Source organism: Arthrobacter jiangjiafuii (genome assembly GCF_018622995.1).
In the GTDB taxonomy this organism is placed as follows: domain Bacteria; phylum Actinomycetota; class Actinomycetes; order Actinomycetales; family Micrococcaceae; genus Arthrobacter_B; species Arthrobacter_B jiangjiafuii.
Window position 1 is genome coordinate 168,342 of the sequence record NZ_CP076022.1, and the last position, 23,961, is coordinate 192,302.

Annotated in this window: 29 protein-coding genes and 1 riboswitch; of the genes, 12 read left to right on the plus strand and 17 right to left on the minus strand. The window is 67.1% G+C overall.

Annotated elements, in window-relative coordinates; all coding sequences use genetic code 11:
- The first annotated feature begins 2 nt into the window (after positions 1–2).
- Both KKR91_RS00865 and KKR91_RS00870 read left to right on the plus strand, forming a co-directional pair.
- Entirely contained in the window at positions 3–572 is a 570-nt protein-coding gene (locus tag KKR91_RS00865; RefSeq protein ID WP_210226905.1) for an RNA polymerase sigma factor, read from the plus strand.
- Positions 547–1,461 carry a hypothetical protein gene (locus tag KKR91_RS00870; protein WP_210226904.1) on the plus strand — a complete coding sequence of 305 codons (915 nt, stop codon included), beginning with the start codon at positions 547–549 and terminating at the stop codon, positions 1,459–1,461. Before KKR91_RS00865 ends, KKR91_RS00870 begins: the two co-directional genes overlap by 26 nt.
- On the opposite strand, the gene KKR91_RS00875 is transcribed toward KKR91_RS00870, so the two are convergent.
- Both KKR91_RS00875 and KKR91_RS00880 read right to left on the minus strand, forming a co-directional pair.
- Entirely contained in the window at positions 1,458–1,964 is a 507-nt protein-coding gene (locus KKR91_RS00875) for a CoA-binding protein (protein WP_210226903.1), read from the minus strand. The genes KKR91_RS00870 and KKR91_RS00875 overlap by 4 nt on opposite strands.
- The gene (locus KKR91_RS00880; RefSeq protein ID WP_210226901.1) at positions 1,954–3,306 is read right to left on the minus strand and encodes an O-acetylhomoserine aminocarboxypropyltransferase/cysteine synthase family protein; all 1,353 of its coding nucleotides are present in this window, start codon (positions 3,304–3,306) and stop codon (positions 1,954–1,956) included. Before KKR91_RS00880 ends, KKR91_RS00875 begins: the two co-directional genes overlap by 11 nt.
- Before the next feature lie 83 nt (positions 3,307–3,389).
- On the opposite strand from KKR91_RS00880, the gene KKR91_RS00885 reads away from it, so the two are divergent.
- Positions 3,390–3,650: a hypothetical protein gene (locus tag KKR91_RS00885; RefSeq protein ID WP_210226900.1), complete on the plus strand. Its 261-nt coding sequence runs from the start codon at positions 3,390–3,392 to the stop codon at positions 3,648–3,650.
- Here the strand turns inward: KKR91_RS00885 and acs are convergent.
- From acs to KKR91_RS00905, 4 genes are all read right to left on the minus strand, one after another.
- Positions 3,644–5,674, minus strand: a complete 2,031-nt coding sequence (gene acs / locus KKR91_RS00890; RefSeq protein ID WP_237687439.1) for an acetate--CoA ligase — start codon at positions 5,672–5,674, stop codon at positions 3,644–3,646. The two genes, KKR91_RS00885 and acs, sit on opposite strands and share 7 nt — an antisense overlap.
- On the minus strand, positions 5,665–6,540 hold the full coding sequence (locus tag KKR91_RS00895; protein ID WP_210226898.1) for an ABC transporter permease: 876 nt from the start codon (positions 6,538–6,540) through the stop codon (positions 5,665–5,667). Before KKR91_RS00895 ends, acs begins: the two co-directional genes overlap by 10 nt.
- On the minus strand, positions 6,540–7,613 hold the full coding sequence (locus KKR91_RS00900) for an aliphatic sulfonate ABC transporter substrate-binding protein (protein WP_210226897.1): 1,074 nt from the start codon (positions 7,611–7,613) through the stop codon (positions 6,540–6,542). The genes KKR91_RS00895 and KKR91_RS00900 overlap by 1 nt, the downstream gene beginning before the upstream one ends.
- A gap of 138 nt (positions 7,614–7,751) precedes the next feature.
- The gene (locus tag KKR91_RS00905; protein ID WP_210226896.1) at positions 7,752–8,585 is read right to left on the minus strand and encodes an ABC transporter ATP-binding protein; all 834 of its coding nucleotides are present in this window, start codon (positions 8,583–8,585) and stop codon (positions 7,752–7,754) included.
- Positions 8,586–8,938: 353 nt separating this feature from the next.
- Here KKR91_RS00905 and KKR91_RS00910 point away from each other — a divergent pair, with 353 nt between their 5' ends.
- From KKR91_RS00910 to KKR91_RS00925, 4 genes are all read left to right on the plus strand, one after another.
- Positions 8,939–9,709 carry an alpha/beta fold hydrolase gene (locus tag KKR91_RS00910; protein WP_210226894.1) on the plus strand — a complete coding sequence of 257 codons (771 nt, stop codon included), beginning with the start codon at positions 8,939–8,941 and terminating at the stop codon, positions 9,707–9,709.
- Positions 9,710–9,778: 69 nt separating this feature from the next.
- Positions 9,779–9,894: riboswitch (SAM riboswitch) on the plus strand.
- Between the two features lie 34 nt (positions 9,895–9,928).
- Positions 9,929–11,365: an LLM class flavin-dependent oxidoreductase gene (locus tag KKR91_RS00915; protein WP_210226892.1), complete on the plus strand. Its 1,437-nt coding sequence runs from the start codon at positions 9,929–9,931 to the stop codon at positions 11,363–11,365.
- Between the two features lie 121 nt (positions 11,366–11,486).
- Positions 11,487–12,104 carry an alpha/beta fold hydrolase gene (locus tag KKR91_RS00920; RefSeq protein WP_210226890.1) on the plus strand — a complete coding sequence of 206 codons (618 nt, stop codon included), beginning with the start codon at positions 11,487–11,489 and terminating at the stop codon, positions 12,102–12,104.
- A 173-nt stretch (positions 12,105–12,277) separates the two neighbouring features.
- On the plus strand, positions 12,278–12,694 hold the full coding sequence (locus tag KKR91_RS00925; RefSeq protein WP_210226888.1) for a CoA-binding protein: 417 nt from the start codon (positions 12,278–12,280) through the stop codon (positions 12,692–12,694).
- A gap of 33 nt (positions 12,695–12,727) precedes the next feature.
- Here KKR91_RS00925 and KKR91_RS00930 read toward each other — a convergent pair whose 3' ends face one another.
- Positions 12,728–13,555, minus strand: a complete 828-nt coding sequence (locus KKR91_RS00930; RefSeq protein WP_273544393.1) for a DUF1206 domain-containing protein — start codon at positions 13,553–13,555, stop codon at positions 12,728–12,730.
- 113 nt (positions 13,556–13,668) lie between these two features.
- Between KKR91_RS00930 and KKR91_RS00935 the strand changes: the two genes are divergently transcribed.
- Both KKR91_RS00935 and KKR91_RS00940 read left to right on the plus strand, forming a co-directional pair.
- Positions 13,669–14,052 carry an MmcQ/YjbR family DNA-binding protein gene (locus tag KKR91_RS00935; RefSeq protein ID WP_210226885.1) on the plus strand — a complete coding sequence of 128 codons (384 nt, stop codon included), beginning with the start codon at positions 13,669–13,671 and terminating at the stop codon, positions 14,050–14,052.
- A complete protein-coding gene (locus KKR91_RS00940; protein ID WP_210226883.1) occupies positions 14,049–14,618 on the plus strand; it encodes a DUF1990 family protein in 570 nt (189 codons plus the stop codon). Before KKR91_RS00935 ends, KKR91_RS00940 begins: the two co-directional genes overlap by 4 nt.
- Here the strand turns inward: KKR91_RS00940 and KKR91_RS00945 are convergent.
- The 6 genes from KKR91_RS00945 to KKR91_RS00970 form a co-directional block, all read right to left on the minus strand.
- The gene (locus KKR91_RS00945) at positions 14,594–15,172 is read right to left on the minus strand and encodes a GNAT family N-acetyltransferase (protein WP_210226881.1); all 579 of its coding nucleotides are present in this window, start codon (positions 15,170–15,172) and stop codon (positions 14,594–14,596) included. The genes KKR91_RS00940 and KKR91_RS00945 overlap by 25 nt on opposite strands.
- 143 nt (positions 15,173–15,315) lie before the next feature.
- Entirely contained in the window at positions 15,316–15,798 is a 483-nt protein-coding gene (locus KKR91_RS00950) for a hypothetical protein (protein WP_210226879.1), read from the minus strand.
- 168 nt (positions 15,799–15,966) lie between these two features.
- On the minus strand, positions 15,967–18,273 hold the full coding sequence (purL, locus tag KKR91_RS00955) for a phosphoribosylformylglycinamidine synthase subunit PurL (RefSeq protein ID WP_210226877.1): 2,307 nt from the start codon (positions 18,271–18,273) through the stop codon (positions 15,967–15,969).
- A complete protein-coding gene (gene purQ / locus KKR91_RS00960; protein WP_420481429.1) occupies positions 18,274–19,050 on the minus strand; it encodes a phosphoribosylformylglycinamidine synthase subunit PurQ in 777 nt (258 codons plus the stop codon).
- Positions 19,050–19,304 carry a phosphoribosylformylglycinamidine synthase subunit PurS gene (gene purS / locus KKR91_RS00965; RefSeq protein WP_152220468.1) on the minus strand — a complete coding sequence of 85 codons (255 nt, stop codon included), beginning with the start codon at positions 19,302–19,304 and terminating at the stop codon, positions 19,050–19,052. The genes purQ and purS overlap by 1 nt, the downstream gene beginning before the upstream one ends.
- A 217-nt stretch (positions 19,305–19,521) precedes the next feature.
- A complete protein-coding gene (locus tag KKR91_RS00970; protein ID WP_210226875.1) occupies positions 19,522–19,929 on the minus strand; it encodes a hypothetical protein in 408 nt (135 codons plus the stop codon).
- 193 nt (positions 19,930–20,122) lie between these two features.
- Between KKR91_RS00970 and KKR91_RS00975 the strand changes: the two genes are divergently transcribed.
- Positions 20,123–20,605: a DUF4442 domain-containing protein gene (locus KKR91_RS00975; protein ID WP_237687440.1), complete on the plus strand. Its 483-nt coding sequence runs from the start codon at positions 20,123–20,125 to the stop codon at positions 20,603–20,605.
- A 28-nt stretch (positions 20,606–20,633) separates the two neighbouring features.
- Here KKR91_RS00975 and KKR91_RS00980 read toward each other — a convergent pair whose 3' ends face one another.
- The 4 genes from KKR91_RS00980 to KKR91_RS00995 are packed head-to-tail and all read right to left on the minus strand — an operon-like array spanning position 20,634 to position 23,094.
- Entirely contained in the window at positions 20,634–21,140 is a 507-nt protein-coding gene (locus KKR91_RS00980; protein WP_210226873.1) for a hypothetical protein, read from the minus strand.
- 46 nt (positions 21,141–21,186) lie between these two features.
- Positions 21,187–21,711, minus strand: a complete 525-nt coding sequence (locus tag KKR91_RS00985; RefSeq protein WP_210226871.1) for an SRPBCC domain-containing protein — start codon at positions 21,709–21,711, stop codon at positions 21,187–21,189.
- Positions 21,654–22,628, minus strand: coding sequence for a 3-methyladenine DNA glycosylase (locus tag KKR91_RS00990; RefSeq protein ID WP_210228167.1), 975 nt, complete (start codon positions 22,626–22,628; stop codon positions 21,654–21,656). Before KKR91_RS00990 ends, KKR91_RS00985 begins: the two co-directional genes overlap by 58 nt.
- A gap of 22 nt (positions 22,629–22,650) precedes the next feature.
- The gene (locus KKR91_RS00995; RefSeq protein ID WP_210226870.1) at positions 22,651–23,094 is read right to left on the minus strand and encodes a MarR family winged helix-turn-helix transcriptional regulator; all 444 of its coding nucleotides are present in this window, start codon (positions 23,092–23,094) and stop codon (positions 22,651–22,653) included.
- Between the two features lie 83 nt (positions 23,095–23,177).
- On the opposite strand from KKR91_RS00995, the gene KKR91_RS01000 reads away from it, so the two are divergent.
- Both KKR91_RS01000 and KKR91_RS01005 read left to right on the plus strand, forming a co-directional pair.
- The gene (locus KKR91_RS01000; protein WP_210226868.1) at positions 23,178–23,393 is read left to right on the plus strand and encodes a hypothetical protein; all 216 of its coding nucleotides are present in this window, start codon (positions 23,178–23,180) and stop codon (positions 23,391–23,393) included.
- Positions 23,394–23,608: 215 nt separating this feature from the next.
- Positions 23,609–23,926, plus strand: a complete 318-nt coding sequence (locus KKR91_RS01005) for a hypothetical protein (RefSeq protein ID WP_210226866.1) — start codon at positions 23,609–23,611, stop codon at positions 23,924–23,926.
- Positions 23,927–23,961 lie beyond the last annotated feature (35 nt).

The window sequence follows — 23,961 nt, forward strand, 5'->3', positions numbered from 1 at the left end:
TCTTGGCCAGAACCCTGACAGAGGAAATCCTCTCTGCCGCCCGTGCCGGAAAACCCGGTGCCCTGCGCGAAGTTTATGATCTGATGGCGCCCTCGATTCTGGCCTACCTGGCCGGCAAGGGGTGCGAGGATCCCGAGGCACTGATGCAGGAAGTCCTCCTCACGGTTTTCAGCAAGCTGGACACACTCACCGGCGGCCCGGCCGGGCTTCGCACCTTCGCCTTCTCGGTAGCCCACGCCAGAATGGTCGACGACGTCCGCCGAAGGGACCGTCAGCCGGCCTTTACCCAGTTCCAGCCCCACAAGGACAACCGGGTCTCGGCCTCCGCGGAGGACGCGGCACTTGGATCAGGCCCCGGGGTGGCAGCGATCCTGGAGGGTCTGACCCCCGACCAGCAAGAGGTGCTGCTGCTGCGGATCGTCGCCGACCTCTCGATCGGGGAATCAGCCCGGATCATGGACCGCAGCGAGGGGGCAGTAAAACAGCTGCAAAGCAGGGCACTGAAAATACTCAAGAACCGGATGGAACGACAGGAGGCGCCAGGGAATGGACAACAAGTTGCCCGAGTCTGAAAACGAGGCGGATGACCTGGCCGTCCGGCGTCTGCTGTCCCAATCGGAGGTTGAGGAAAGCCCCGAGCTCCTGGAGGGCCTTCGCCGGCTGCGTTCCTTTCGGGCCGCACCGGCGCCGGAACCGTCCGGCCGGCTGGCCGCCTTGCTGCAGGGATCCGTCACGCCGCCGCCTAAAAGCTCCCGGGGCCGGGGGATAGTGCTGAGTTTCGCCGTCGCCGGCGCCATGGCAGCGGGAGTCTCCGGGGTCGCGGCGAGTGATGAAGTGCTCCGCACCTGCGAATCGATTATCGACGCCTTCGACCAGGACCAGGAGGCCCCGGTCCCGGAGTCTCCGGCCGGGGAGGAGCCCTTGGCCGGAAGCCCGGGCCAGCAGCAGGATGTGCTGCCGGGCGCTGGAGCCGAGCCGGCCGGGGCTGCTGTTTCCGCTGACCCGTCTTCGGCAGAGCTGCCCGGGCCAGTGCTTCCCGAGGGCGGCGTCCCCGCCACGGCAGTCATTCCCGCCGACCCCGCGCGGATCGCTGTTTCCCCGCCGGCGACAGCCAAGACCCCTGCCGCTGCGCCGACGGGTCCTGCTGCATCACCGGGCCCCGCTGCATCACCGGGGGCCGTGGACGCCGGTACCCAGCCCGGACCTGTGATCGTCCCCGTCCCGGCACCGGTGGTGGAGCCTGTCCTTCCCAAAGAACCGCCCGCTCTGGCGCAGCCCGAGCCGCAGCCCGAAGGTCAGGTGTGGGTGCTGCCGGGGCGGGACCGCGGGGAAGAGCCGGTGCCGCACCCCTGGCCGTCTCCGCCGACGGATCTCAAGACCCAGAACCATGACGACCGGCGCGGCTCGTCCGGCGGCGTCGACGGCGAGGGCCACGCGGAGACCGGCTGGGGCACCAACTAGGCGGTCAGCTGCCGCTTGGAGGAGATGACTCCGGTATTGAACCCGGCCAGGTTCAGGCCGCCGTGGAACCGGGCGTGTTCGATCTTCACGCAACGGTCCATCACCACGTCCAGCCCGGCTGCCTCGGCGTCGCGGGCCACGCCTTCGTGCCAGGAACCCAGCTGCAGCCACAGCGTTTTCGCCCCCACGGCGACTGACTCCTGCAGGACCGAGGGCAGGTCATCGTGCCGGCGGAACACATCCACGATGTCCGGGACCTCGGGCAGGTCCGCCAACGAGGCGTACACCGGACGGCCCAGGATCTCCTTGGCCACCGGATTCACGAAATACACCCGGTACGGCGAGGACGAGAGCAGATACGTGGCGACGAAATAGGACGCCCGTGACGGCTTGTCCGAGGCGCCGACAATGGCGATGGACTGTGCCCGGCGCAGCAGTGCCAGGCGTTCCGGGGCGCCCGGCCCCTCCCAGGTACGCGGTGTCGCAGTGGGTTCAGCGGACATGGGTGGACTCCTCAAGGACGGGGACAACAGGGGTGGCAGCCGCAACCGCGGGAACCGGGGCGGCTGCGGCGTCGAGCGCCTGGTCCAGATCCCAAAGGATGTCCTCGAGATCCTCCAGTCCCACCGAGATGCGGACCAGGTCTTCGGCGACGCCGGCAGCTGCGAGCTGTTCCGGGGAAAGCTGGCCGTGGGTGGTGGATCCGGGATGGATGACCAGGGTCCGCGAATCGCCCACGTTGGCCAGGTGCGAGGCCAGCTGCAGGGCCTCGATGAAGGTCTTGCCGGCCTCCCGGCCGCCCCGGACCCCGAAGCTGAACACCGAGCCGGGCCCCTTGGGCAGGTACTTTTTCGCCCGGTCGTAGTGCGGATGCGAGGGCAGGCCGGCGTAGCTGACCCAGGACACCCGCTCGTCGGCCTCCAGCCACTGCGCCACGGCCAGGGCGTTTTTCAGGTGTTCATCCAGCCGTTGAGGCAGGGTCTCCACACCCTGCAGCAGCGCAAACGCGGAGGTGGCACTCAGCGTCGGCCCGATATCGCGCAGCTGCTCGGACCGCAGCTTGGTGAGGAACCCGTATTCGCCGAAGTTTCCCCACCAGGAGATGTTCCCGTAGCTGGCCACGGGTTCGGTCATGGCCGGGAACTTGCCGTTGCCCCAGTTGAATCGTCCGGATTCCACCACCACCCCGCCGAGGGTGGTGCCGTGCCCGCCGAGGAACTTGGTGGCGGAATGGATGACGATGTCCGCGCCGTGCTCGAACGGGCGCACCAGGTACGGCGTGCTCAGGGTGGCGTCCAGGATCAGCGGCACACCGGCGTCGTGCGCCACCTTCGCCAGCCCGGCGATATCGGTGACCTCGCCGCTGGGATTGGCCACCACCTCGGCGTACACCGCCTTGGTGTTCTCCCGGATGGCGGCGGCATAGTCCGCCGGATCGGTGCCGGGAACAAACGTGGTGTCGATGCCGAAACGGCGCAGGGTCACGTCCAGCTGGGTCACCGTGCCACCGTAAAGCTGGGCGGCGGCAACAATGTGGTCCCCGGCGCCGCACAGCGCAGCGAAGGTCACGAACTCCGCTGACATGCCCGACGCCGTAGCCACCGCCCCGATGCCGCCCTCGAGTGAGGCGATGCGCTCCTCGAACGCCGCCACCGTGGGGTTGCCGATCCGGGAGTAGATGTTGCCGTACTTCTGCAGCGAAAACAGGTTTGCGGCGTCGTCGGTGTCCTTGAAGACAAACGAAGTGGTCTGGTAAATGGGCACGGCCCGGGCGCCATGCGTGGCGTCGGGGGTGCCGCCGGCGTGCAGGGCACGGGTCCGGAAGCCGAATTGGCGGTCACTCATGAGAGCGGTCCTTCCTGGTGGGCCGCGGTGAAGCGGCGGGACGATCGTTGCAAGTTGAGGGCGGCACCCGAACAATGAAGCCCATGGACAATTACGTTGTTGTTGTCGAAACCGGCTACAAGCTGGGCGACGCCACGCACAAGATCACTGCCACGGATCCGTTGCCGCACGTTGAGGCGAGCCGCCTGTTCCTGGAACTCATGGACGGGCTGCATGATGACCTTCTGCCGTTGAGGGCGGACTCCAGCATCCTGGAGGTCTCGCCCACGGAGTTCGTGCGCATCCACAGCCAAATGGGCGGAGTGGTGGTGCTGGATCGGGTGACACTGGCCCGCGTTCACTGAGGAACACCTGCCCGCCGGTTTTCACAGGCGCTGGCGATCTCAGCGATGCAGGGTTCGTTCTGCAGGCTGGTGGTGTCGCCCAGAGCCGTGCCTTCGAACAGCTGGGTCAGTAGGCGGCGCATGATTTTTCCGGACCGGGTTTTCGGGACATCGGGAACGACGACGACGGCGGCCGGCTTGGCGATCGGCCCGATCTCCCGGGCGATGTGGGCCCGGAGCTCCACGGTGACCCGCTGCGTGAAAGCCGGATCCCGGGGCCCGGACTCCGGCAGGGCCGCCGCGGCTGCGGGGGTGAGGACCACAAACGCGGTGATGGCGTGTCCGGTCTTTGGATCCGCCACCGGGCACACCCCCGCTTCGGTGACCCAGGGGTGGGACACCAGCGCGGATTCAATCTCGATGGTGGAGAGCCGGTGCCCTGACACGTTGAGCACGTCGTCGGTGCGGCCGAGGATCCAGGTGTCACCGTCGTCGTCGTATTTGGCACCGTCACCGGCCAGGAACCAGCCCTGCCTGGCGTACTGCCGCCAGTAGGAGGCCAGGTAGCGCTGCGGGTCGCCCCAGACGGTGCGGGCCATGGCCGGCCCGGTCTTATCCAGCACGATGAAACCCTGCGTGTTAGGGGGCACCGGATTGCCGGCATCATCCACGATCCGGGTGGACACGCCGGGCAGGGGCCGGGAGGCGCAACCGGGCTTATAACCGGCGTCGGTGGGACGCGGAGACAGGATGGTGGCGCCGGTCTCGGACTGCCACCAGGTATCGATCATCGGAACCGTTCCGCGGCCCAGATGCCTGCGCAGCCAGCGCCACGCCTCCGGGTTCACTGCTTCGCCCACGGTGCCGAGCAGGCGGATGGAGGAGAGGTCAAAGCGCTCGGGCACCCCGTCCGGGAACCAGCCCATCAGCGACCGGACCAGGGTAGGGGCCGTGTAGTAGCTGGTCACCTTGTACCGCTCGATGATTTCAAAGTGCCGGGCCGGGTGCGGGGTGTTGGGGGTGCCTTCGTAGAGGACCTGGGTGGCACCGTTGGACAGCGGCCCGTAGATCTCGTAGGTGTGGGCGGTGACCCAGGCCAGATCGGCGGTGCACCAGTGGACATCGCGCTCGCGGGCGGCCGGATCCGGATTGGCGAAGAGGTATTCGTAGCTCCAGGACGTCTGGGCAAGATAACCACCCATGGTGTGCACCAGCCCCTTGGGCTTTCCGGTGGTGCCGGAGGTGTACATGATGAACAGCGGCGTTTCGGCGTCGAAGGCCTCCGGTTCGTGGACCTCGGAGGCGGTGTCCACGGTGTCGTGCCACCAGACGTCGCGGCCCTCGGTCCACGCAATGTCCGAGCCGGTGCGGCGGACCACCAGCACATGCTCAATGGCGTTGGTTCCCGCGACGGCGGCATCGGCGTTGGCCTTGACCGGGACGGCGGCACCGCGGCGGAACTGCCCGTCCGTGGTCACCAGCAGCTTCGCTCCGGTGTCCTCGACCCGGAACTTCAGTGCGGCCGCGGAGAAGCCGCCGAACACGAGCGAGTGCACGGCGCCGATCCGGGCGCAGGCGAGGGTAATGACGATGGTTTCCACGATCACCGGCAGGTAGATGACCACCCGGTCGCCGGCGCCGATGCCCAGTGCGAGCAGGGCATTCGCGGCACGCGAGACCTCGCGCTGCAGGTCCTCGTAGGTCACGGTGCGGCGGTCGCCGGGCTCGCCCTCGAAGTGCAGGGCCACCCTGGCGCCGCGGCCGGCGGCCACGTGCCGGTCCACGCAGTTCACGGCGACGTTCAGGGTGCCGCCGGCGAACCACTCGATGGCGGGGACGCTGTAGTCGGCGTCTGCTTCCGGAACCTCCGGGCCGCTGAGCCGCTGCGGCGGGGTGAAGGTGTGCGCGGTGTGCCAGGGCTGTTCCCACTGCAGGCGCGCGGCCGCTGTTTCCCAGAACGCGATCCGTTCTGCCTCTCCGTCTGCGCTCCCGTCCCAGTTGGCAGCAGGGGTGTCCGCGTGTTCAAGGCTGGTGCTCAGGCCCATTTGTTCACCGCCCATTTTTCGGCCAGGCCCAGGACGGCGTCGGTGGTTTTGCCGATGACGGCCAGCAGGACGATCGCCAGCAGCAGCCGGTCGGTGCGCCCGTTGTTCTGCGAGTCGATCAGCAGGAAGCCCAGCCCCATGGAGGAGGCGATGAGTTCGGCGGCAACCAGGAACAGCCAGGCCTGTGCCAGTGCCAGCCGCAGCCCGGAGAACACCGCCGGAACAACGGCCGGCAGCTGGACGGTGCGCAGCAGGCTGAGGCCGTTGAGCCCGAAGGCGCGGGCCGCTTCCACCAGGTTCCGGTCCACGTGGCGCAGGGCCAGGGACACGGTGGTGAACACGGGGAAGAACGCGCCGATGGCGATCAGCGTGATCTTGGAGTCCTCGCCGATTTTCAGCCACAGGATCAGCAGCGGCACCCAGGCCAGCGATGGCACGGCGCGCAGCGCGCCGACCACCGGGCCCAGCAGGATCTCGGCCAGCCGGGACAGTCCCAGCAGGGCGCCGAGGGCCAGGCCGAGCAGTGCGCCGATGGCGAACCCGATGAGGACCCGCTGGGTGGAGATGGCGATATGCAGGCCCAGCTGGCCGCGGTCGATGAGGTCAAGGGCGGCGGTGTAGACGGCCGCAGGCGACGGCAGCTGGACCGCTGTGAAGACGCCGGCGGCGGTGCTGAGCTGCCAGGCGGCCAGGAGCAGCGCCGGAACCACCAGACCCAGGACCAGCCGGATCCAGCGGCGGGAGAGCGGACCGGTTGCCGCGGCGTCCGGAACGGGTCCGGCGGGTGCGGCGGCCGCCGTCGTTCCGGCCGTGACTGCGGCTGCGGAGGCGCCCTCGGTCGAAGAGTAGTTGTCGGTGGAAGGCATCAGGATTCCTTCACCGCGTCGGGATCGGTCTGGCGCACAAAGGAGTCGTCGAAGAGGCTGTCCAGGGCGGTGTCGATCTGGGCCTGGCTGCTCACGTCACCGGTTTCCACGAGTGTGGGTCCGATTTTCTCCAGCACGCTGCGCTGTGCGGCGCCGGGGGTGGGATCCACATCCAGGTTGCTCCGTTCCAGCACCACGGTCCGGGCCACCTCGAGGTCCAGGCCGGCGACGTCGGCCAGGATCTGCGCCGTTTCCTCCGGGTTTTCGGCGGCCCAGGCACGGGCCTTCTCGTAGGCGTTGACCACTGCCTGCGCCTGTTCCGGATCCTCCGCGAGAAAGGCTTCGTTAGCGGCCAGGACGCCGTACGTGTTGAAGTCCAGATTGCGGTAGAGCAGCTGGCCGCCGTTTTGCTCGGCTCCGGCCATGATCGGATCCAGCCCGGACCAGGCGTCTACTGAACCGTTTTCCAGGGCGGTGCGGCCGTCCGCGTGCTGCAGCTGCTCCACCGTGACGTCGGAGAGGCTCAGCCCGGCCTCCTCCAAGGCCTGGACCAGGAAGAAGTACGGGTCGGTGCCCTTGGTGGCCGCCACCGACTTTCCCTTCAGATCCGCCACAGAGGTGATTGCGGAATCCGCGCCGACCACCAGCGCCGACCACTCCGGCTGGGAGAAGACGTCGATGGCCTTGATTTCCGAGCCGTTGGCGCGGTTGAGCAGGGCTGCGGAGCCGGCGGTGGATCCGACGTCGATCGCCCCGGAACGCAGGTTTTCGTTGGCCTTGTTGGACCCGGCAGACTGCACCCACTCCACGGTGACGCCGTCCTCGGCGAGGGTTTCCTCCAGCCACCCCTGGTCCTTGATGATCAGGCTCAGCGGGTTGTAGGTCGCGAAATCGATGGTGAGGGTCCCGCCGTCGGCCGCCCCGGCGTTCGCTGCAGGTTCGGTGTCCTCACCTGCGACGCAGCCGGTCAGCAGCAGCGCTGCGGTGGCTGCTGCCGCGGCCAGGGTTGTGGCCGGTGCGCGGGACGGGATAGTCCGGCGGGCGGGGGAAGAGGTGTGGGAACGGCTGTTCATTGGAGTTCTTTCTATGCGAAGGCAGGGATGGGTGCGCGGAACGCGCACGGAATAACCGGAGGAGCAGGATGGGGCAGCGGGGCAGTGCGCCCGGAAGGTGGTGCTGCGGGGTACTGCCGGCTTGCGGCGGCGGAGGCGCTAGTGGCGGTCGACGCCGAGGCGGGCCAGGAGCTCGCCGCGCATTCGGGCCAGGTCGGCCGAGGCGCGGGCGCGGGGCCGCCGTCCGGGCACGGTGATGGTGTCGGTGATGGTGGCTCCCGGCGTTCCGGGTTCCTTGCCCAGGATGATGATCCGGTCCGCCAGTTGGAGGGCCTCGTCCACATCGTGGGTTACCAGCAGCACGGTGGTGGGGGTGGCTTTGTGTACCGACAGCAGCAGGTCCTGCATCTTCAGCCGGGTCAGGGCGTCCAGCGCGCCGAACGGCTCATCCAGCAGCAACACTCCGGGGGTACGGGCCAGCGCCCGGGCCAGGGAGGCGCGCTGCGCCATGCCGCCGGAGACGGCCCGCGGGCGGTGCTTGGCGAAGGGCGCCAGTTCCACCAGCTCCAGCAGTTCGGCTACCTTGGCCTTGCCGTTTTTCGCGCTCATGCCCTTGGGCAGGCCCATGGCAATGTTGGCCTGCAGTGTCTGCCAGGGCAGCAGCCGGGGTTCCTGGAAGGCGACGGCGCACCGGTCATCAATGCCGCGGACGGCCGTTCCGTTGATCAGCACCTCGCCGCTGCTGGCGGCATCCAGCCCGGCTGCGGCACGCAGCAGCGTGGACTTTCCGCAGCCGCTGGAGCCCAGGATGGCCAGTACCTCGCCGGGGGAAACCTCGAAGGTGATGTCACGCAGCACCCGGTGGGCGGCCTGGCCGGTGCCGAAGCTGCGGCTCAGCTGGGCGAAGGTGACGGGAAGGGCAGAGCCGGAGGGTGGACCCACAGTACTGGCGGGCGGTGGGGTGGCAGGCGTGCGCGAAGCCAAGGCAGTCATGTTAACTCTCCATCGGTCCTGGCAGTAGCACCCTACGGAAAGCACCTTGGGCCGGTTAGGGCCTCCTGCGGTGTTGTCCTCGTTATTGCCGTACCTCAAGGAGGAAATACGGCAACCAGGGTTGCTGCGGCTTCACTGATCCAGGTCTCTCAGCCGCTCGGGATGGTCAAGAGCCACTAAACGCGCCATTGAGGAAACGGGCAAGTCCTGCCCGTAATATTTCGACTCTCTGCGGAACTGCGTCCGGCGTGGGGCCCGGAGGTGTTGACCGGCACAGGGCTGGCTCCTAACCTGCCAAGTGGGGGAGCCGGCAGGGTCTTCCGACCGTCGTACATTCCCGGGAAGGGACAGCCATGGCCGACGCTGCGTCAGGGACGGTGCTATCCCCGGACGGCACCTCGATTGCATGGGAACGCAAGGGATCCGGACCGCCGCTGGTAATCGTTGATCCCGTGCTGATGGACCGCACCACATCAGTCTCCGCAGGCATCGCGAAACTGCTGGCGCGGAACCGGACGGTGTACACGTACGACAGGCGGGGCAAGGGCGAGAGCGGGGACAGCAGCGCGGAATATGAGCCGAGCCGCGAAATTGACGATCTGCTGGCCGTCATCGGGGTGGCCGGAGGAGCTGCGGATCTGTACGGGTTTTCCTCGGGTGCGGTGCTGGCGCTGATGACGGCTGCCGACTCCGCGGCCGTGAGCTCAGTGGTGGCCCTGGAGCCCCCGCTGTCCCGGGTAGTGGACCACGGCCCGGACATCCGGGGGGAGCTGGCGCAGCTGATAGCGGCCGGGGACCGTGACGAGGCCGTGCGCGTATTCCAGCGTTCCATCGGGGTACCGGAGGAGATGATCGCGGCGGCAGACGTGGGGGCCTTTGCCCCGGCGGCACATACGATCGCTTACGACCTGACCCTCAACGCTGACGCAGATCTGGAGAGCTTCGGCAGCATCCGGGTACCGGTGCTGGTGCTGGTCAGCGGCAGCAGCGATGCCCGGCTGCAGGAATGGGCGCGGGAAACCGCCGAGGCGCTGGCCGATGCCCGCCTCCAGGTGTTGGACGGCAGCTGGCACGGGGTCCAGGACGAGCCGCTTGCCGCGGCCATCAACCAGTTCCTGGCCTGAGGCAGCCGGTTCACAAAAGGTCACGTTCTTCCCCCACGGGCAGTTGGCGTGCCAATACTGGACCTGAAGGATCATGAGTCCCAACGCGAAGCTCTGGCTGGTTGGGCGGCAACCCTCTTCTCCGTAGCGGGGTGCCCCAGATGAGGATCCGGCCGTTCCGCGTCCGCGGACGGCAAGTACGGCGTTCCCCTGGGGCGTCCCGTTCCGAAAGGCTGTCCCATGCCCGAACAGATCCCTTCCCCGGCCGACTTGAGCATTTCCCCGGCAAAAGAGAGTGCCCGGCGCCAAATCCGCTTCAACGCCTTTGATATGAACTGCGTCGGGCACCAGTCTCCGGGCCTGTGGCGCCACCCGGAGGACCGTTCGGCCGACTACACGGACATCCGCTACTGGGCGGACCTGGCGAAAACCTGCGAAAAGGGCCTCTTTGACGGCATTTTCCTGGCCGACGTGCTCGGGACCTACGACGTGTACGGCGGATCCAACGAGGCCACGCTGCGGCAGGGCACGCAGGTTCCGGTGAACGATCCGCTGCTCCTGGTTTCCGCCATGGCCCTGGTCACCGAGCACCTCGGCTTCGGGGTGACCGCGGGGACCGCCTACGAACACCCCTATCCGTTTGCCCGCCGGCTCTCCACCCTGGACCACCTCACCAACGGGCGGGTCGGCTGGAACGTGGTCACCGGCTACCTGCCCTCCGCCGCGCGGAACCTGGGCGCCGAAGACCAGCTGGAGCACGACGAGCGCTACGACCACGCGGATGAATACCTTGAGGTCATCTACAAGCTCCTCGAAGGCTCCTGGGAGGACGGCGCCGTCGTCCGCGACAAACAGGCCGGCGTGTTCACCGATCCGGCCAAGGTTCACGACATCAACCACGAGGGCAAGTACTTCAAGGTCCCCGGCATCCACATCAGCGAACCCTCGCCGCAGCGCACCCCGGTGATCTTCCAGGCCGGGGCCTCTCCCCGCGGGATCGCCTTCGCCGCTGGCAACGCCGAGGCCGTGTTCGTGGGAGCGCCCACCAAGGCAAAGCTCAAGGCCATCGTCGCGAAAATCCGCGATGCCGCGGAGGGAGCGGGCAGGGACCGGCACTCCATCCGCATCTACACGCTGATGACCGTGATCACGGCCGCCACCCCCGAAGAGGCGGCCGCCAAGCACGAGGACTACCAGCAGTACACCAGCCACGAGGGCGCCCTGGCCCTGATGTCCGGCTGGATGGGCGTGGACCTGTCCACCTACAACCTGGACGAGCCGCTGGGCAACGTGAAGTCCAACGCCATCCAGTCCTCAGCCGCGAACTTCCAAAAGCCCAAGGACGACGGCGAACCCTGGACGGTGCGCGACATCGCCGACTCGGTGGGCATCGGCGGGCTCGGTCCCCGGATGGTCGGTTCGGGTGCGGAAATCGCCGAGGAAATGATCCGCTGGGTGGAGGAGACCGACGTCGACGGTTTCAACCTGGCCTACGCCATCACGCCGGGCACCTTTGAGGACATCGTGGAGTTTGTGGTGCCCGAACTGCAGAAGCGCGGCGCCTATAGAACCGAATACGCGCCTGGGACCCTGCGCAACAAGCTCTTCGACCGGGGTGACAGGCTGCCCCCGGAACACCGGGGTGCCTCATTCAGGCTGCAGCCGGCGGTGAATTAACCGCCGGGCTCCGGCCCGTTCTGCGGCGGCTGGCATTGACCGCCGGTCGGCGGGCTCCTACGTTTGAAAGGTGTCCGTGCACCCTACCCGGGCCATCTTCCCCAGTGACCAGGAGCCTGCCATGGAACGCTCACCCGGTGCCTCCGGTATCGCCCTTTCCGCTGACGGAACGCGCATTGCGTGGTCCCGGCAGGGCAGCGGTCCTCCGCTCGTGATCGTCAATCCGCTGCTGGCAGACCGCAGCAGCTCCAGTACCCGGGTCCTTGCCGACCTGCTCTCCGAGAACCACACGGTCTACACATATGACCGGCGTGGCGTGGGGGAAAGCGGGATGGGCGAAGAATACACCGCCGAGTCCGACGTCGATGACCTGCTGGCCGTGGTGGCGGTGGCCGGAGGGTCGGCCAGCCTCTACGGGTTTTCCTCCGGAGCTTTCCTGGCACTGCGTGCCGCCGAGGAATCCGCCGTGATCACCAGGGTGGTGGCGCTTGAGCCGACGCTGACTCCGGACGAGGGTGAGGATGAACTGCTGCTCCTCCAGACAGAACTGGAGGGCTTGGGCGGTGTCCAGGTGCCCGTCCTTGTCCTGGCCGGCAGTACCAGCGGCGATGAGACGCAGAACCTGGCCCGCCGCGCCGCGGATGCGCTGGACGAGGGGGAGTTCCAGCTGCTGGAGGGTGACACGGCCAGCGTCCCGGACGCCGCCCTGGCCGACGCGATCGAGTCATTTTTGGACTGACCCCGCCACGATCGTGGCAGGGGCCGAGTGTGCCGTGACCGAGAAGGCAAAGGCGCTGCCGGCCACCGGCAGCGACGGGATTGTGGCGGTCGTCTGGGCCCGCGGACGGCAAGGCCAACGGCCTCCGGGCGTAGGCTGGTGCTTTATTCCGGCACCTGGAAAAGGACGGCACAGTGGCACATGTCAACGACCCCGCAGTAGTCGAACGTCTCCTCCGCAACAAGGGCCGGTGGGCCGTCGTCGGGCTTTCCAATAATCCGATGCGCCCTGCCGTGGGCGTCTCCAGATACCTCCAGGACCATCTGGGGATGGAGATCATCCCGGTGAGCCTGAAGGGCGACGACGTGCACGGCAACAAGGGCTACCGGCGGCTCAGCGAGATTCCCGGGACGATCGACGTGGTTGACTGCTTCGTGAACTCCACCCGGGTCGGAGACGTCGTGGATCAGGCCATCGACGTGGGCGCGAAGGCCGTCTGGCTGCAGCTGGGCGTCATCGACGAGGCCGCGGCCGCCCGTGCCGCCGCTGCCGGGCTGGATGTCGTGATGGACACCTGCCCCGTCATTGAGGCTCCGGCCTACCGTTTGTGAGGTTCTACGGACGGTGAGGTTCCCCAGCTCAGGTCAGAGTTTGGCGAACCAGGCCTGCAGGATCCCGGTGTACAGGCCGTAGCAGATGAGCCCTACGCCCACCATGCCCAGCGCCAGCCCGCCGTACGGCTGCCCGCTCAGGGCGTGGAGGGCGCCGTCGAGCCCGGTGGAGCGCTCCGGATCGGCGGCCACGGCCGCAACAATCACGAAGCCTCCCAGGATGACCAGTGACAAGCCCTTGGCGATGAAGCCGAGGACACCGGTGATGGTCACGGCGTGTTCCCACGTGCCGGAGGGAACCGCCTGCAGATCCTTGCGGAAGCGGCGGCTGGCGCCCTTGAAAACGAAGTAGCCGCCCACACCGACGATGACCAGGCCCACGATTCCCAGCAGGACCGCGCCGGCGGGCTGGGCCATGAGCTTGGCGCTCCAGCCGGCCGAACTCTGGCTGCTGTCCTTGCCGCCGCCCAGGGCAAAAGTGCCGAACGTGATGCCGATGGCGCCGTAGGAGACGGCCAATGCGGCAGCGGAAGCCCGCATCTGCCACAGCTCCCGTCCGGTCAGGCCCCGGCTGTCCATCCAGATCCGCGAGAACTGGAAGACGGCCAGCGTGAGGCAACCAATGAAACAGACCCAGAGCAGGGCCAGTCCGCCCGGCTGCCCGGCCAGTGCACCCACCGCGCCGGAAGAATCGGCGCTGCCGCTGCCGCCGGATGCAATCTGCAGGGCAATCACTCCAATGAGAAGGTGCATGAGGCCACTGGCGACGTAGCCGACACGGGCGGCACGTTCAAAACTCTTCGAATCCGCGGCGTTTTCCGTAGCAGCGGCAAGCCTGTCACGATGTCCTGTACGAGCCAATTAGTCCTCCAAAGTCGGGCCCGCGCGCCTCCTGGCGGGCCGCCGGATACTTGCAATGTCTTCATTTTCGCACTAGTGCTGCGGGCCCGGTGGCAGCGGACTAGGCTCGGATGATGGATGCGGTGGGAGTGAAACAGGTATGCCTGCGGTTCCCGGGTGCTTATGAGGACTTTCCGTTCGGCCCGGAATTTTCCGTGTTCAAGGTCCAGGCTGCCGGAGGAAAGGCCAAAATGTTCGCGCTGTGTGATCTGTCCGGTTCCCCGCTGACCATCAACCTGAAGTGCGAGCCGGAGCTGGCGCTGCAGCTGCGCTCGGCCCATCCCCAGATTTCCGGCGCCTGGCATATGAACAAGAGACACTGGAACTCGGTGCGCCTGGACGGGTTGGAGGATGGCCTGGTCCGGGACCTGGTGGAGGACTCCTACGACCTGGTGGTCGCCTCGCTGCCCCGCAGGGACCGGGAGTCCCTGGCCTGGAAGGGGCTGGCGGAAGGATGAGCCCGGAACTGACGTATCCGGACCCCGGACACACCCGCCGGCCGTACCCCCAGCCGCTCACCGGCCGCTGGCCGGACGGCTACCGGCTGGTGCTGCGCCGCGAAAAGCTCGACATCCCGGATCCGGCGGCCGGATTCCTGCGGCTGGCCAACGGCATTCTGGACTGGGACCTGCACCGGCGGGCCGGTTTGCGGGTGGCCGTCTCCACGCCCCGCGCCGCGCCGGGCGTCGAGATGGCTTCCGGGGTGGGCATCGGGCCGCTGCGCTACTACGCGCCGTGCCGGGTGCTCTGGGCCGAGGAGCCTGCGCTCGACGACGGCGGAGCTCCGGTGGTGGGGCAGCGGGCCGGTTTTGGCTATGGCACGTTGAAGGGGCATCCGGAGCAGGGTGAAGAGGGGTTCTACGCGGAGCTGGACGGGGAAGGGAAGCTCTCGTTCCGGGTGGCTGCGTACAGCCGTCCGGCGAACCGGGTCCTGGCGGCGGGGGATTTCGCCAACCGGCGGGTCCAGGCCTTTTTCACCCGGCGCTACCTCACTGCCGCCTACAAGCTGGCTGCCGGCGCCTGAGCTGTGTCTTCGGGCAACTGGGGGCGGCGCAGGACGAAATTGAGGCTGAGGCCGGGGCCTTCCACCGGGAGGAACCCGGCGGTCAGCAGCAGTTCCTGTGACGCGGTGTTGTCCGCCTCGGTGGACGCCGTGACCATGGTGATTTCCGGGTGCTCGAATGCGTTGTGCGCCACGGCAACCAAGGCTTCGGTGGCGTAGCCCCTTCCGCGCCGGGAGGGCACCACGCTGTAGCTCACCTCGACGGCGCCGGGTTCGGGCAGCGGCAGGAAACCGATGGTGCCCACCACTTCCGCGGTGGTGCGCTCGCGGAGGAGGCGGGTGGCCATGGCGTCCCCGGCGGCAACCATCACGCCCTCTTCGAAGAACTGCCGGGCGGCGTCGCAATCCATGGGTTGGGGGAAGTCGTCGGCCCAGTCGGGGAGCCGGTGCTGGATGATCAGGGCATCCGCTTCGGTGCTGGAAATCTGGTCCAGCTGCAGGTGGTTCGTGGTGATGCCAGTGGCCGTAGCGGAGTTTTCCGCGGGCGGCACTGCATGTTCAGGGGTGATGGTCACTGGCCAATTGTGCACGCCCGGGCGCATTCTGCTTCTATTTAGTGAGCAAAATCTTTTCGTGCCGGGCATCCCGGCAGTAACTGCCACAGGCCGCAGCCGGGGCCCCTACCCTGCGGCTGGTCTCCGGACTGCGGCTGTGGTTTCTAGGGTTTGCGGGCGTATCCGCCGGTGCCTTGGGGATTCTGGTCGAAGCCCGGATACGGCGGCACAACAGGCGCCTGTACCGGCGCGGGCGCACCGGACGGATCGCCGTCCTTGAGCGCCGGGACCGGCTTGACGTCGAGCTGCTTCCCGCTGGCATCCACGATCATGAACGGCTCCCCGAGCTTGTTCAAGTACAGTTGGCGGCCGAAACTGATGCCAAAGATCATGATGGCGATCCCCACGTAGCGGTTCACCTCGAAGTACAGGGTCAGGGCGGCGAACGCGCCGATGCACAGGGCAATGAACCCCATCAGCCCGATCAGGCCGATGACACCCTTGCGGCGGAAGCGCACCCGCCCGTCAGTGGCCGAGTCGCGGCGGAGCTTCTTGAGCTCGCGTCCCTTGTTCAGGCGGAGCACACCCAGGGCAGCCCAGAACCCGAAGAACAGGGAAATCAGAATGACGGTGATAAAAGTCCCCAACTTTTTCCTCCTCGTATTGGCACGCAGTGCACGTGATCCGGCTCTACTGTGACACACGGCATGGATTTTGATGGAAAGCGGGCAGGGGAGACAGCAAAAGGTGCGCCTCCCCTGGGGAGACGCACCTTCATGGCGCTGGTGTGTAGAAAGCGCTGGTGTGGAAGAGGGTTAGCCGAAGTGCTTCGGCAGGGTCCCTTCGTGGGCTTCCTTCAGCTCGGACAGCGGCAGGGAGAAGTGGCCCTGGAAGTCCAGGGCGCCGATCTCGGTGTCCACCACGCCAATGCGCATGTGCGCGTAGCCGCGGGCGGAGCACATGTCCTTGAACCGGACCTCCTCGCTGCGCGCCACGGAGACCACGGCCCGGGACTGCGATTCGGAGAACAGCATGGTGAACAGGTCCACGCCGTCGCGCTCGCAGGCCTCATCCAAGCCGATCCGGGCGCCCACGCCGAAGCGCAGTGCCATCTCGGACAGGGCGGCAGCGAGGCCGCCTTCGGAGAGGTCGTGCGCGGCGTCGATCATGCCGTCGCGGGAGGCGTTGACCAGCAGTTCGCCGAGCAGCTTCTCGCGCTGCAGGTCCACTGCCGGCGGGCGGCCGCCGAGGTGGCCGCGCAGGTTGGCGAATTCGGAGCCGTCCAGCTCGTCCTTCGTGGCACCCATCAGGTAAATCGCCTGGCCGTCTTCACGCCAGCCCGACGGCGTGCGCCGGGCGACGTCGTCGAACACGCCCAGCACGCCGACCACCGGGGTCGGGTGGATGGCGACGCCGCCGGTCTGGTTGTACAGCGAGACGTTGCCGCCGGTGACTGGGATGCCCAGTTCCTGGCAGCCGTCGGCCAGGCCACGGACGGCCTCGGCGAACTGCCACATGACCTCGGGATCCTCGGGGGAGCCGAAGTTCAGGCAGTCGGAGACGGCCAGCGGCGTCGCACCGGACGTGGCGACGTTGCGGTAGGACTCGGCCAGGGCCAGGCGGGCACCCTCGTACGGGTCCAGGTAGGTGTAGCGGCCGTTGGCGTCGGTGGAGATGGCCACGCCCAGCCCGGTGGTTTCATCCACGCGGATCACGCCGGCGTCGTCGGGCATCGCCAGTGCGGTGTTGCCCTGGACATAACGGTCAAACTGGTTGGTGACCCAGGACTTGTCGCACAGGTTCGGCGAGGCCATCAGCTCCAGGATGGAGGCCTTGATGGCTTCGCTGCCGAACGGCCGGTCGCCGGCGAAGGAATCCGCCTGCAGCTTGTCCTGCCACTGCGGGCGGTGGAACGGACGGTGGTAGACCGGGCCTTCGTGCGCCACGGTCTTGGGATCGACGTCGACAATGGTCTCGCCAGCCCAATCAATGACCAGCCGGCCGGTGCCGGTGACCTCGCCGAGCCAGGAGAACTCCACGTTCCATTTGGCCATGATCGCTTCGAACGCCTCGACGTTCTCCGGCGTCACTACGGCCATCATGCGTTCCTGCGACTCGGACATCAGGATTTCGCCCGGGGTCAGGGTGGGATCGCGCAGCAGCACGTTGGTCAGCTCGACGTGCATGCCGCCGTCGCCGTTGGAGGCCAGCTCCGACGTCGCGCAGGAAATGCCGGCCGCGCCCAGGTCCTGGATGCCCTCGACCACGGAGGCCTTGAACAGTTCCAGGCAGCACTCGATGAGGACCTTTTCCGCGAACGGATCGCCCACCTGGACGGCGGGGCGCTTGGAGGGCTTGGTGGAATCGAAGGACTCCGAGGCCAGCACCGAGGCGCCGCCAATGCCGTCGCCGCCGGTGCGTGCGCCGAAGAGCACCACCTTGTTGCCGGTGCCCGACGCGTTGGCCAGGCGGATGTCTTCGTGGCGCATGACGCCCACGGCCAGGGCGTTGACCAGCGGGTTGCCCTGGTAGACGGAGTCGAAGACCAGCTCGCCGCCGATGTTCGGCAGGCCGAGCGAGTTGCCGTAGCCGCCGATGCCGGACACGATGCCGTGCACCAGGCGGGCGGTGTCCGGATGGTCGATCGCGCCGAAGCGCAGCGGATCCATCACGGCGACCGGGCGGGCACCCATGGAGATGATGTCGCGGACAATGCCGCCGACGCCGGTCGCGGCGCCCTGGTAGGGCTCCACGAAGGAGGGGTGGTTGTGGGATTCGACCTTGAAGGTCACCGCCCAGCCCTCGCCGATGTCCACCACGCCGGCGTTCTCACCGATGCCCACCAGCAGGTGTTCCTTCATCTTCTCGGTGACCTTCTCGCCGAACTGCGACAGATGCACCTTGGAGGACTTGTAGGAGCAGTGCTCGGACCACATGACCGAGTACATGGCCAGTTCCGCCGCGGTGGGGCGGCGGCCCAGGATCTCGACGACGCGGTTGAACTCGTCTTCCTTCAGGCCCAGCTCGGCCCAGGGCAGCTCGGTGTCAGGTGTGGCGGCTGCATGCTCGACGGTGTCGATGCGGAATTTCTTCGCCTCGGTGGAGGCTGCGGAAACGGTCATTTATTTGCCTCCGGCAACAAGCGAGGTGAGTACTGAAGTGAAGATGCCCAGGCCGTCGGTGCCGTAGCCCAGCCCGACCTCGCCGTAGGCGGAGGAATCCGGACCGAAGCCTGCCTCGACGGCGTGTTCGGGGTGCGGCATGAGCCCGACGACGTTGCCCGCGGCGTTGGTGATGCCGGCAATGTTCCGGCGCGAACCGTTGGGATTGACGCCGTCGTAGCGGAACACCACGCGGCCCTCGCCCTCGAGCTCGTCCAGGGTCTTCTCGTCGGCCACATACTGGCCGTCCTGGTTCTTCAGCGGAATGACCATGCCGGAATCCTTGGCATACGCCGAGGTCCAGGCCGTGGTGTTGTTCTCCACGCGCAGCAGCTGGTCCGCGCAGGAGAACTTGAGGTGGTTGTTCTTGATCATCGAGCCGGGCAGCAGGTGCGCCTCGGTGAGGATCTGGAAGCCGTTGCAGATGCCCAGCACGGGCATGCCACCGTTCGCGGCGTCCACCACCATGTCCATCAGTGGGGCGAAGCGGGCAATGGCGCCGGCCCGCAGATAGTCGCCGTAGGAGAAGCCGCCGGGAATGATGACGGCGTCCACCGACTGCAGGTTGGCTTCGTTGTGCCAGAGGCCGACGGCGGTGCCGCCGGCGAGGGTGACCGCACGGGCGGCGTCGCGGTCGTCAAGGGTGCCGGGGAAGGTGATGATGCCGATCCGGACGGCCCGCAACGCGTCGTTGGCGGGCGCAACGGCGAAATCGCCGATCAGGGGAGTGCTCAAAATCAGGCCTCCGGGATTACTTCAACGCGGGTGACATCCTCGATGACGGGATTGGACAGCAGCGTGGCGGCTGCGGTGCGGGCCTGCTCGAGGATTTCGGGAGTGACGTCTCCGTCTACGGTCAGTTCAAAGCGCTTGCCCTGGCGGACGCCGGTGAAACCGGTCAGGCCCAGCCGCGGCAGGGCGCCGGCGATGGCCTTGCCCTGCGGATCGAGGATTTCGGGTTTGGGCATGACGTCAACAACGATCCGGGGCATCCGGGCAACTCCTGTAAGAGAAAGTGGGTGGCCGCGGACCCTGCCGTCTCACGCTGATTCAGCGCTCCGCGAGCTTGCATTTTCCAGTCTAGCGGCGTTTGCCGCGGTCGTCCTTTTGCGTCGTTTCCTGTCGGGTCGAAAAAGCTCCGGGCCGCCATCCAAGGAAAGGAGGGCGGCCCGGAGCAGAAGAAAGCAAACGCCCGGAGGGGGCATCAGATCAGGCTGGAACGCTCATTTGGAAGCCGCAGCGGCACCGCAGCACGGTGGTGTCGAGCTGGACTTCGGAGACGGCGGGCATTGACCCGGTGTGGAGCGGTTCAAAAATCGACACCGAGGTGGTGTCCTTGGGTTTCATCGGCTCGCCGCAGTGCATGTACTCCGCGTCCATGCTGTCAGCGCTGATCCGGCGTGCCCAGACGGGCGAGTGCCGGACGAGGTGGCCATAAAAACGGTCACACTCCGAGCAGGTGTAGCTGATCTCCAGGAACTCTGCCGCATCCTTGCCGGCTGCCGGTTCGACGGATTCGATAATCAGGTACTCATCCGTCGCGCAGTGGGTGCACCACGGGACGTAGGTGTCCGGCGCAGGATCGGCCGCGCCTTCGGATCTTGCTTGCGTCGACATTTCGCTTCTCCAGTTCAAGGTCCGGACGGAAAACTCCATTGCTATCTCCATCGCCCAGAACAGATAGTAAGTATGCTTACTCAGTTTACGCAAGCGTTTCCCGCGCAGACAAGTTCACAACAGAAAGCTCCCCGGTCAGAGGGTAGATCCGAGGCGTGCGGGAAGGCGTGCGCAGACTGGTTAGAGTGAGGGCGTGAAAGCTCTGACCGCAAAGCCGGGCATCGTCCGCCGGTACATGAATCTCTGGCCGCCCTTTGCCTTTTCCGGCATCCACATCACCGGCATTGGAGCTGATTTCCTGTCCGCGGAGGTCAGGCTGCGCCTGCACTGGTGGAACCGCAACGTTGCGGGGGTCCATTTCGGCGGCTCGCTGTTCGCCATGACCGATCCGTTCTGGATGATGCTCCTGCTCCGCCACCTGGGCGGGGACCATGTGGTCTGGGACCGCGCGGCCGAGGTGGACTTCATCAAGCCGGGCCGCGGCGACGTCACCGCCCGCTTTGTCCTCACCCAAGAAGAGGTGGAGCGCCTGCGGTCCCTGGCGGCCGACGGCGGCAAGGTCCTGGAGTGGTTCAGTGTGGACATTACGGACGCCGACGGCGACGTGGTGGCTCGGGTGCGCAAGCAGGTTTATGTGCGGCGCAAGCGGAACCGGGCGCAGGTTCCAGTGGTGTAGATCCGGCCCGGAAGGAAACCGGCCCGGGTTACAGCGTTCCCTCGGCGGGCCCGAGCAGGCCGGTGAGCTTCTCCCAGCGGGAGATTTCGCAGCCGTTGGTGAGCGAGAAATCGGCGTCCACGGCTTCACCGTTGACGGTGCCACTCACGTGCGCCCGCTGCATCCCCTGGATCATCTGGGTGCACATGGTGTCGGCAGACGGCGGGGCGAACAGGGCAGCACCCTGGGCGGCCAAGACAGCGCAGGCCGCTGCCGGATCGGGTGCGGCCGAGTCGCCTGCCGGGGCGGCGCCGTCGCACTCCAAGGTGTAGGTGTCAGTGGTTGCCGTGCCGTCCTGGCTAAAGTCCACGGTCAGCGAGGTGCCCTGGGTGGAGGCCGGTGCCGGTGACGAGGCCGCGGCGGACGAGGTCGACGGCGAGGACGATGTCGACTCCGGGGTCGACTCCCCGGCAGGGCTGCCGCCTGAGTCGGCGCACCCGGCCAGGAGCAGGGCGGCTGCGGTCATGGTGAGCAGGGCAAGGGGCAGGCGGGGCATATGCGTGAGACCTCCAGTGGCTGGTGACCCCCAGCCTAGCCAATGCTCAGGGGGTTTCGCCGGAACCGGAGGCTTCCTGTGCCTGCGCCAGGAAGTAGGAGCCCTGTCGGGGGTAGTAGTCGTCGAACACCGGAGCGCTGCCGCCGGTCCGGGCCGCGGCGAGCCGGTCCAGATAGTATTCCCAACCCGGTCCGACACTCTCCGCCGCCAGCGGGTCCTCCAAATGCTGGATGAAGTCCATCGTGGTGCCGCCGGATGCGTCGCTGAGCCGGATTTCCAGGTCCCAGCCGCCAAACTCGTCCTCGACCCAAAGACGCAGCAGTTCGGGGGCGATGCAGGCGGCAACCTCCACCCGGCTCCATGGCAGCCCTTCTTCGTAGAGCATCTGCAGGTCCACGCTTTGGCCCACGCCGGGGGTCCCTTCCCAGCGCCCGAACCACTGCTCCGTGTCTTCGGAACGGGTGAAGCTGCGCCACAGCAGGGGTGGCGGGTCGCTGAAATTCCGGGTGAAAATCAGGTCGTAGGCCTCCGGGCCGGTGCGGACGAGCCGGCCGGTGGGAACTGGGCACATAACTGCTCCTGAAGGGGTTCCAGCAGGCCAAGGATGCGGGCCCGCAGCTGCTGTGATTCCTCGCTGAAGTCGCGCTGTGCGCCAGCATAGGCGCTCCGGCCGGCCGGTGTCTCCACCGGGATGGGCGCGTAGCCCCAATCCTGCAGATCGTAGGGGGAGGCCCGCATGTCCATTTCCCTGATGCGCCAGGACAGTTCAAAACAGTCCATCACCAGTTCGCTGGGCAGCAGCGGCACCAGCTTGTAGGCCCACTTGTACAGGTCCATGTTGGCGTGCAGGCAGCCGGGCTGCTCCAGATCGGCCTGGTTCTGCCGGGTGGGTGTTAGTTCGTTCAGGGGTACAGCCTCCGGGGTGTAAAAACGGAAGGCGTCAAAGTGCGTGCAGCGGATGCGGCTGCGCTCCACCAGCTCGTCGGTTCCCTGCGCGCCCAGGCGCAGCTGCAGGTACTCGTGCCGGATGCCGTTGTTCTCGGACCGGTAGGCCATGGCCCACTCATGCATGCCGAAGCAGCCGAGCGTCGGTTTCCGTGCGGCGGTGCGGGAGAGCAGCATCCGGGTGAAGCCCACTGCCTCGCCCCGGGCCGCGGCAAAGGCCGGCAGGTCCACGGTCACGGCGGGGAGGTCTGCTTCCAGTCCTGCCGCGGCCCTTTCGGCGGGGGTGAGGATGCGGTAAAACTTCCACCCGGCGCGCTCTGCGGCCGCCGGTCCGGTCAGGACGACGCCGGCGCCCGGGTGCCAGCGCAGCAGCTGCCCGGGCTTCTGCGAGTAATAGGTGAACAGGAAGTCCTCCACCGGGTGTTTCTGCCCGGCCGAGCGGCGGGCCAGGAAACCGTCCACAAAGGGCTGCACGCGCTCGCGGTGCTGCCGGCTGCGCGGCAGCCACTGGTCCTCGGTCAGGACAGTGGGGTCGGTCGGCATCGGGGAAGGGATCACCGGAATATTATCCCGCAGCCTGCGCGGCGGAGATCAGCTGATGGAGGATTCCGTTGAGCTCCCGGACCTGCTCCCGGTCCAGGGCCAGCCGGCCCATCATGGTGCCGGGGACCTCCGCGGCTTTGGCCCGGAGGTTCCTCCCGGCCTCCGTCAGCCCCACGGCCAACGACCGTTCGTCCCCGGGCGCACGGTTCCGCTCCACCAGCCCGGCGGCCTCAAGCCGCTTCAGCATCGGGGACAGGGTGGCCGGCTCCATGGCCAGGGCATCCCCGAGGCTGCGGACACTGCGTGGACTCTGCTCCCAGAGTGCGAGCATTGCGAGGTATTGCGGGTGCGTCAGCCCCAGCTTCTCCAGTACGGGTTTGTAGGCGCCAACCACGCTGCGGGAAGCCACGGACAGGGCGAAGCACAGCTGATGCTCCAACAGCAGGTCTTCGTCGGTCTGGGCCATCGTCTTCTTCCCCTAATCATTAGTGCACTAATGATTAGCGTACTATGGGCGTGAGGAAACAGGTTGGGCGAAAGGTGCAGGACATGGCTGGCAAAGAGAGCTTTACATCGAAGTTCATGCGGACCACAGGCAAGGTGCGCTTGATCTTCGGTCCTGCCCAGACCAGTGCACTGGATCATCCGATGACCGAGGAAAACCAGCAGCTGCTCAAGGAGCAGCAGGCGCAGGAAAAGGCCCAGTGGCAGACAGTCACCCGGGCCGACGGCAGTTCCTACATCGTGCCGCGCCAACAGGACTGAACACGACTCAGCGGGAGTAGACGCAGCCGCGGGACGGAGCAAACCCCGGCTGCTGCCGGCAGGGAAATTCTTTCGGTTCAAGGGTTCAGGCCGGGCGTGTCCGCGTAGCCTTAATGCCATCTGGATGCGCCGCCTTTGCGGGCATCGAACGGTGGTCGCTGGGCGGCCACAAGCCAAGAACCGAACATGTTTCACCCGCACAAGGGGGAAATCCCATGAGCGAAGCAAGAAGACAATCCCGCAGTGCTTCGGATCCGCCCCGGCACCGTGTGCTGGGCGCACTCGACCGGATGGCCTTTCGGTTTTTCGGGCCGCCCGAACGTGACGCTGCAGCAACAGGTCCCGTTGTCCACCGGCACGACGCGGTGGAGCAGGAAATCGAGAGCCAGCTCGAGGATGTCTACGTGGAAACGGATGAAGAGGGCAGGCACTACGGCGTCCAGCGGCACGAGTTCGGGCCGGTTGAGGGGCTGCAGGGCAACACCTACCCGTATTACTCCGGCCGGCCGCCGCTGAACGCGCCGGAAACCTGAGCTCCTGGTTCGTGGGCGCCTGAGTCCTGGGCGCC